Raw genomic sequence first — 6,715 nt, forward strand, 5'->3', positions numbered from 1 at the left:
CGTTCTCGTGCCGGTTTAGCTCGCTAGTATATGTAGCGTCGCTTCCCATCGCTGAGAAAGTTCACCGCAACTCTCGACGCACCCCGACGCCGTCTGGACTCGTTCGTAGTGAAACGGGGGTGGTGCGGTGAACCGACTCGACCCCGACGGTGGCCGGAGTACCTGTCTGTACTGTGGTGCGCACCTTCCGGCGAACTTCGGTCGGGTCCACGGTGACGAGGAGGATCGCGCGCACCGGTGCCCCGAGTGCGACTCGTGGGTTCGGATCTGCGAGGGGAGCGCGGCCGGGAAAGACGTGGACACACCGGACCCACAAACTAGCCCCGCCCGCAACGCGGGCGAGCCGTGGGACGGGGGGCTGTCGGGATGACCCTGTTCGTCCGCGCGAGCCGTCTGTACGACCCGGCTCGCGGGCCCCGGCAGCACGTCCGTAACGCCGCCCGGCTCCGCTGGGAGCGCGACGCCGAACGGGGGTGGTCCGCGTGACTCAGGACCGGCGCGGTGAGGCTGCTGCGATCTTCACGTCGCACGGCGTCCTCGACGCGACGACGACGATCCTCGCGGCCCGAGCGGTCGGTCCGGGCGCCGAAGCGAACCCAATCGTCCGCGAGTTGCTCGCGATGGGCGAGCTACCCGCGGCGGTCGCGATGCTCGCGGTCGTTGGCTTGTGTTGCGGTGCGTGGCCGATCGCGGCCGACGCCCTAGAGGCGCCGGAGTGGGTCGGGCTCGGGATCGCGACGATCGGCGCCGCCGTCGCCTCGGTGAATCTGGTGGTGGTGTTCGCGTGAGCCGCGCCACTGGTCCTGTCTCGTCGAAACGGGCGGGCGAGAATGCCGAGGCGGCGGTCCTCGAAGCGGTCGACGGGCTGGCGTACGTTCCCGACACCGAGACCGAACACGTCGACGCTCGCGCCGAGACGCTCGTCGTTCCGTCGCGGTCGCTCCCGTTCGTCGGGATCTGTCTGCTCGAAGCCGGATCACTCGTTGAGATCAAGAGCGCGATCCCGCGGCTTGCGAGCGGTCGCCGCGGTCGGTTCTACCTCCGACGTGAACAGCACGGACTACTCCGCGACGCCGGCGGGAGCTACCTCTTCGCGATCTGCGAGCCGCGGCCTGCTCGCGAGCCGGTCGCGATGAAGGTCGTACCCGCGACCGTCGTCGACGACGCGATCACCGCGTGGCGCTCCGGCGGAGACGATCGGCCCGAGTGTTCGCAGGTCGCGTGGTCGCGGATATTCCACCCGAGCGAGGTGGAGCCGTGAGTTCCGCTGCCTACGGACTCCGGCGCCCCGCGGCCCGCTGGCAAGGGAACGAGAAGTACGCGGCGTGTCCGCGGTGTCAGGAAGAGGTGACCGAGACGCTCGGGGCGCCGGCGGTCGCAACGCTCCGGCTCGCCAACCAGAACACCACCCGCGTCGACGGTGACGCGATCAACGCCCGCGGGTACACCTGCGACGCGTGCCGGTACGTTCTCGCGATCGCGCCCGAGGCCGCGATCGTCGATGTCGACGATCCGACTGACGAGTCCGACCGGGCGCCGTGGATTCGGCTCGGTGCGGTGTTCGTCGACGGCTCGAAGCGTCCGATCGTAGTTCCGCGTCGTGAGGTGAGCTCGCGATGAAGGCCGTCGAGACTGCCCCGCACGAGTACATGGCGAACTATGTGTACTCCGGGCTCGGGGCGTGGTTCGGCGCCGCGCGGCTCGTCGACGCGACCGGGAGCCGGCGCGGGAGCTTCACGCTCGACGGCGAGAAGTGGCGGGTCACGCTCTCCTATCAGGAGTCCGGGCTCGCGCCGCCCGAGGGCGGGGAGACGCCGGACGGGACGCGCGTCGACTTCGACACGCTTCGAGAGTTCCGGCTGAACGCGGTCGCGAACGACGAGGTCGGCGAGCGGAAGGTGAAGGCGCTTATCCAGCCGCGGTGGCGCGGACTCGAATCGAAGGAAGGGAGTTCGGTCGCGCGGCCGCTGTGGGATCTCGGCGACGCGGTGAACGTTCGGGTGAACGCATCGAACGTCGAGTTCGACGAGATCGAGACAGTGATCCACCGGGCGGCCGGCGCGGTGACGCTCGACCCGATGTACTTCGCGAACCGTCGCGAGGAGTACAGCGTCGTGATCGACGCGGCGCGGTACGTTCGGCTCGACCGCGACGTGTCCGGTGCGATCCACTCGCGAGAGGGCCCGCTCGCGCGGATGGGTCACCTCCTCGAAAGCGACCGGTCCGGGTATCGGAAGCTCGTACAGGACGACACCGAGCGGGCGGGATACTACCACACGGTGACGCTTGGGCCGAAGCGAATCCGCGAGGCGTTCCCCGACCACCGGATCCCGAAGGAGTTCAAGCACTACTACGCGCGAAATGCCGAGTCGCTGCCGGACGACCACCCGCTCGCGCATCCGAAGCTCGAAGCGTCGTATCAGTCAAACCGGTGGGACGAGACGCTCAGGCCAATCGACCACGAGAAGATCTCGACAGAACTCGAAGAGGCGATCCTCGCGACGCTGAACGAGGCGGGGCTTCCGACGCAACCGCTCGACGACGATGGACCGGGCAGCGGGCGGACGTTTGTCGAAGATACGTACTTCGAGGCGGAGACCGTCGACCGCTCGCGCGTCCTGCCGCTGAACCTCGAACGCGTCGAGAGCGACCAGCGAAACGTTGTCGTCCGGCAGCTTGCTGACGGGCTCTCGCCCGTCGAATTAGACTCGCTGAAGACACTCGTCGCAGATGGGGGCGACGTGTCTCCGGCAGAGATCGCGGACGAACATGGCTGGCACCCAGATAGCATCCGGCGAGGGCTGCGACGGATCGAGGACATGGTCGTTCGCGAGCAGGGATCGGTGGCGTTGCGGTCGCACCACGTGGCGGAGCAGGTCGTTGAGGCTCTCGACGCGGCGCGTGAGGGCGTCCGGAACGCGATAGGGACTGCGGCGCACGCTGCCCAAAATGCCGAACGAGAGTCACTCGATAAGCGTACGGACGAACTGATCGCGTTCTGCCAAGCGAACGGGATCCACATCGACGAGCGCGAAGCACATCTCCGGGTGCGGATGGGGAACCTCGCGGGCGAGTCCTGGTCCGAGTTGGTGACGCGGCTCAAGCGGTACTGGGTCGGTGCGGGTCGCGATCCGGAGAGACTGAAAGAAGCGGTCTCACATTATCGCGACGCGTCAGGACCGAAGATCCGGCCGGTGCGGAGCGCGTGGGGGAAGGGTCAGACGCTCCGGTAGCGCGGCCCCTCGTGAGTGGCAACACTACCCTGACCCTCTTTTTGCGGCTGTTTTCGCCACGATCTACCCTTTCGACCCGTTGGTTCGAGACGATCTCGACCGCAACACAAACGCGATCTCGGTCTCGACGAGCTGCTCGTCGACGCCGAACCGACACCGGGGGGTCGGTTGGCGGTTAGGGGTGTGGCTAAGGCCACAGATTCTAAGGTACCCCACCGCCTCCGCACGGCAGACCGAAAACGAAAACAGTAGACAAAATGATTAGTGACTATGCTGAACGCAGTAACAACGAATCCGGAATTTTTGATAGTCTTGCTCTAACAGCTTCCACTTCTTCGGGTAGTACCTCCCCAGACTTGTGGTGAGCCATCCATCTCCTTTCTGCTCTGTTCATGCTCTTGAGTTGTGATATGGTCTTTTGATCTAATTCAGAACGCTCTTTTACTTCATCCAGTATGCTATTTCTCCCGCCAGCAAAGTTGTAGTAATTACCATCTTTTTCCTCCTCAATGATGTCTTTTCCTTCAACCTGAAGATAAGCTATCGACGACCATTCTATCGCATGGATATACGAACTCAACGCAAGATGCTGTAGACCTTTTTCTAAACAAATATCTCCGTCTTGTGCGTGTCCGATAACTTCCCCGCCATACTTGTACTCATCAAGTTTTTGCTGATCCTCTGGTGAGAGAGTTGGAGATATATTATTTTGTGAGGTGAACCCCTGTTCGGATTTTTCAAGGAGTTCAATGAACCGATCTAGGTTGACTGTGTTTAGCGATCCACCCTCTAGCGAGTATGCATCCCCGACAGGTATATTCGGGAATATAACTATTCCACCTTCTGGTACTTTTGCAAACGAGATCTCGGAGTCTGAAATTCGAATAGAGATTGTGACACCTTCAAATATTTCTACATCTCTTTCAACATCAGGCTCGTCACCTTGATGAATTACAGTTTCACTCACTTCTACTTGCTCTGCTGAAATATCCTTTGTCAAGCTAACGTCTTGGGGTAAATCTCTGTAGTCTCTTAGAGTTGACAGAAGCTCAGACACATCCGCCCAGTTTTCAAATGTTATGTCAAAAACCCATGTCCGATTAAGTACGGACTCATCATCCCACGGGTATTGGTGGCTTGCTACTAAGAGGCTGTTTTTACTTTTATTCGCTTCAACGGTTGTGGACCTTCTCGCGATCGGCTCGGCTTCTCCGAACTCTGACGGAGGTATATTTTCGTGATATTCTATCGCGTTAAACGATCGTGATACACCTACCATATCATTAGCACATTCTTCTGTAGTAATAATTCAAGTGTTCATACTTTGACGAAGGCTCTCAGTTTAACTCATAATGGACTTCGTTTGGGTTGCGGTTGGTTGTCCTGCCGCTTGGTATCAACGAACGAAATTCGATCTAATCCGAGCCACGCAGTCCCCTTGTGGATTTAGATTCCTACCCCAGATCGCACGCGTATAAACAGAGATATGCGCCGGGCGGGCGGGTGAATGAATCAGCGAATCGTATCGCGGTCTGTCTATTCACGTGTCCGACTCATTCAGACAACCTCGGTATTCCGGCCCTCTCATTCACCAATTCAGATTGAAACCGCTCGCAGATACCACGTTTAGGCCTTCGAGTGTCTCCCAAAGATATCTTTAAGTGAACCACCGTGCCTGCGAGGGTCGATGGGATTCAAAAGTCTCGTTGACCGCGACGGGAGCGGAACCGTGACGATCGACAAGCAGCATCTCAAGCTCGACGGGCTTGTCGCTGAGGACGGATCGATCAAAGAAGCCGAGGCGCACGTTCAGCGCGTTGGCGAGGGATCGTACCTCGTACGGTTCCCAGAAGGTGGGGAGGTACAATCGCTGAACGAACTCGTCGGAAGAGCGTGAAACCCGCCGGAAGCTGGTTCTCGACGCGACCCCATGGGGTCCGGCGTGGATGTATTCATGATCCGTGATCTATGTACCTTGGGTAGCGCAATCAGAACCTCAGGTACATAGAAATCAGTCGCGTTGTAGTCGGTGTTCATTCCAACTGTAGTCGGTCGACAGTTCCCACTTCAATACGGACTCACTCTATTACTCCAGAACGACGGGATATGGACCCCCGTACATACAACGCAATATAAATGAACCGTCAAATCGCCCCGGATTACTCCTCCTGAATCTCATCAAATATCTCGATGAAGTCCTCAGAGAATACTTTCTCAGGAAATCGAGATTGGAAATCACTCTTATGTGGCTTCAATCGGCGGAATAGGTTGATATTGAACTTCCTAGCGTATGTTCCGGCATACTTCGCTAATTCATCGACTAGTCTCTTTTCATCATCAATGTCTGCCAAGTGTTGATTCCAGAACTCATTGACCATGGCAATTAGTTTCTGGTCATCCTCAAGCTCGGTGGCAATCATACGGTGTATGTAGGTTCCCTGATTGCGGATACCCTCTCTCATTAATTTCTCGCTGACCTTCTCAGACACTTTCTCAAACTCATTCGTATCTATCTCATTTTTTAGTTCCTGAATGTCTATCCCGACTGTGTCATCCAGATCATTCTCTTCATACAACCTAACATGAGATGGGAAGTTGACTAACTCATCAAGCTCCTCAATTGTCTGAATACAGGATTCCATCTTCGACAAGAGCATTTCCGGGTCATCGAGTTCAGCCATTTCGTCAAGCTCATGGACTAACGTGTTGCGGAAATCCGCGATCTGCTGAATATCCTCAACTAGTTCCTCCCGGATTATACCACACTTTCTAAGGAATTCTGGTCGGTGTTCTGCCGATATTGGCTCATTCTCAAGAATCCAGTTAGTGCCAGATTCGCCACCAAATCTTGAATCAAGCACTTTGTATGATAGAATCTGAGCCGTTCTTATCTTAGTCAATTCATTTGAGATATTGTACAGCGGTATGAGTTTGCCAACCAGTACATAGGATCTCATATGATTGAATACACCCTCCAATTTATCAGGGGTTAGGTACCTCTTTGAGTTATCATAGTCCCAGATATAGACGTTCTCTCGGGTGTAAGACGGAAGATCTTCGAAGAAGCCACTCAATTTCCGATCCAACTCTAATGCTTCATGACGAAAGCGGGCAATAGTTGATCCACTTAGCGTCCGTGAATAGGTCAGGTCCGCACTACCACCACGAAGTTGGCTGCTAATGAGCGGTAGCATTTCGCGTACAAACGCCCGTTCAACTTCCATTTCATCGTGGCTCTCCTCCAAGGCAATCTCAAGTAGAATATCTAAATTAACATCGTAATTCACGCTCATTGCTCTATCATGGCACGTCCTTTCGGCGTGATCCACCACGCTCTACCTTGCCCAACCTTCTTTGATTCAACCAGGCCTCTGGACTCCAGGTCCTGTAATCGCTTGTAGATCCCGCTTGATGTGAATCCAAACTCTTCAGCGATTTCTGGACTTGAAAGGACTGGATCATCAGAGCTCACAAATTCTCGC

Annotated in this window: 9 protein-coding genes; 6 read left to right on the plus strand and 3 right to left on the minus strand. The window is 57.1% G+C overall.

Translation table 11 applies throughout. The annotated features are described in order from the left end of the window. Positions 1–127: 127 nt before the first annotated feature. The 5 genes from ACFQMF_RS16330 to ACFQMF_RS15660 all read left to right on the plus strand — a co-directional run bounded on the left by ACFQMF_RS16330 (position 128) and on the right by ACFQMF_RS15660 (position 3,233). Positions 128–370, plus strand: a complete 243-nt coding sequence (locus ACFQMF_RS16330; RefSeq protein WP_465261793.1) for a DUF7563 family protein — start codon at positions 128–130, stop codon at positions 368–370. Positions 371–482: 112 nt separating this feature from the next. Continuing rightward, positions 483–788 (plus strand): DUF5658 family protein, encoded by a 306-nt coding sequence (locus ACFQMF_RS15645; protein WP_379792306.1) that lies wholly within the window; start codon positions 483–485, stop codon positions 786–788. Continuing rightward, positions 785–1,261, plus strand: a complete 477-nt coding sequence (locus ACFQMF_RS15650) for a hypothetical protein (RefSeq protein ID WP_379792308.1) — start codon at positions 785–787, stop codon at positions 1,259–1,261. Before ACFQMF_RS15645 ends, ACFQMF_RS15650 begins: the two co-directional genes overlap by 4 nt. Further along, positions 1,258–1,620, plus strand: a complete 363-nt coding sequence (locus ACFQMF_RS15655; RefSeq protein ID WP_379792310.1) for a hypothetical protein — start codon at positions 1,258–1,260, stop codon at positions 1,618–1,620. The genes ACFQMF_RS15650 and ACFQMF_RS15655 overlap by 4 nt, the downstream gene beginning before the upstream one ends. Next, entirely contained in the window at positions 1,617–3,233 is a 1,617-nt protein-coding gene (locus tag ACFQMF_RS15660; protein ID WP_379792312.1) for a DUF7845 domain-containing protein, read from the plus strand. Before ACFQMF_RS15655 ends, ACFQMF_RS15660 begins: the two co-directional genes overlap by 4 nt. Positions 3,234–3,501: 268 nt before the next feature. Here ACFQMF_RS15660 and ACFQMF_RS15665 read toward each other — a convergent pair whose 3' ends face one another. After that, positions 3,502–4,512, minus strand: a complete 1,011-nt coding sequence (locus ACFQMF_RS15665) for a hypothetical protein (RefSeq protein ID WP_379792314.1) — start codon at positions 4,510–4,512, stop codon at positions 3,502–3,504. A gap of 408 nt (positions 4,513–4,920) precedes the next feature. Between ACFQMF_RS15665 and ACFQMF_RS15670 the strand changes: the two genes are divergently transcribed. Next, positions 4,921–5,130 (plus strand): DUF8053 family protein, encoded by a 210-nt coding sequence (locus tag ACFQMF_RS15670; RefSeq protein ID WP_006113557.1) that lies wholly within the window; start codon positions 4,921–4,923, stop codon positions 5,128–5,130. 262 nt (positions 5,131–5,392) lie between these two features. Here the strand turns inward: ACFQMF_RS15670 and ACFQMF_RS15675 are convergent, their stop codons facing one another. Together ACFQMF_RS15675 and ACFQMF_RS15680 are read right to left on the minus strand one after the other, a co-directional pair. Then, the gene (locus ACFQMF_RS15675) at positions 5,393–6,526 is read right to left on the minus strand and encodes a hypothetical protein (RefSeq protein ID WP_379792317.1); all 1,134 of its coding nucleotides are present in this window, start codon (positions 6,524–6,526) and stop codon (positions 5,393–5,395) included. Next, on the minus strand, positions 6,523–6,715 hold a 193-nt coding region (locus ACFQMF_RS15680), incomplete at its 5' end, for a winged helix-turn-helix transcriptional regulator (RefSeq protein WP_379792319.1). The genes ACFQMF_RS15680 and ACFQMF_RS15675, both read right to left, overlap by 4 nt.

The sequence above is a fragment of the Halorubrum rutilum genome (genome assembly GCF_042665015.1).
Classification (GTDB): domain Archaea; phylum Halobacteriota; class Halobacteria; order Halobacteriales; family Haloferacaceae; genus Halorubrum; species Halorubrum rutilum.

Excerpts from the sequence above, each read along its gene's own strand:
- ACFQMF_RS15665 (WP_379792314.1), bottom strand. The coding sequence starts at position 4,512 with ATGGTAGGTGTATCACGATCGTTTAACGCGATAGAATATCACGAAAAT.
- ACFQMF_RS15660 (WP_379792312.1), top strand. The coding sequence starts at position 1,617 with ATGAAGGCCGTCGAGACTGCCCCGCACGAGTACATGGCGAACTATGTG.
- ACFQMF_RS15675 (WP_379792317.1), bottom strand. The coding sequence starts at position 6,526 with ATGAGCGTGAATTACGATGTTAATTTAGATATTCTACTTGAGATTGCC.
- ACFQMF_RS15670 (WP_006113557.1), top strand. The coding sequence starts at position 4,921 with ATGGGATTCAAAAGTCTCGTTGACCGCGACGGGAGCGGAACCGTGACG.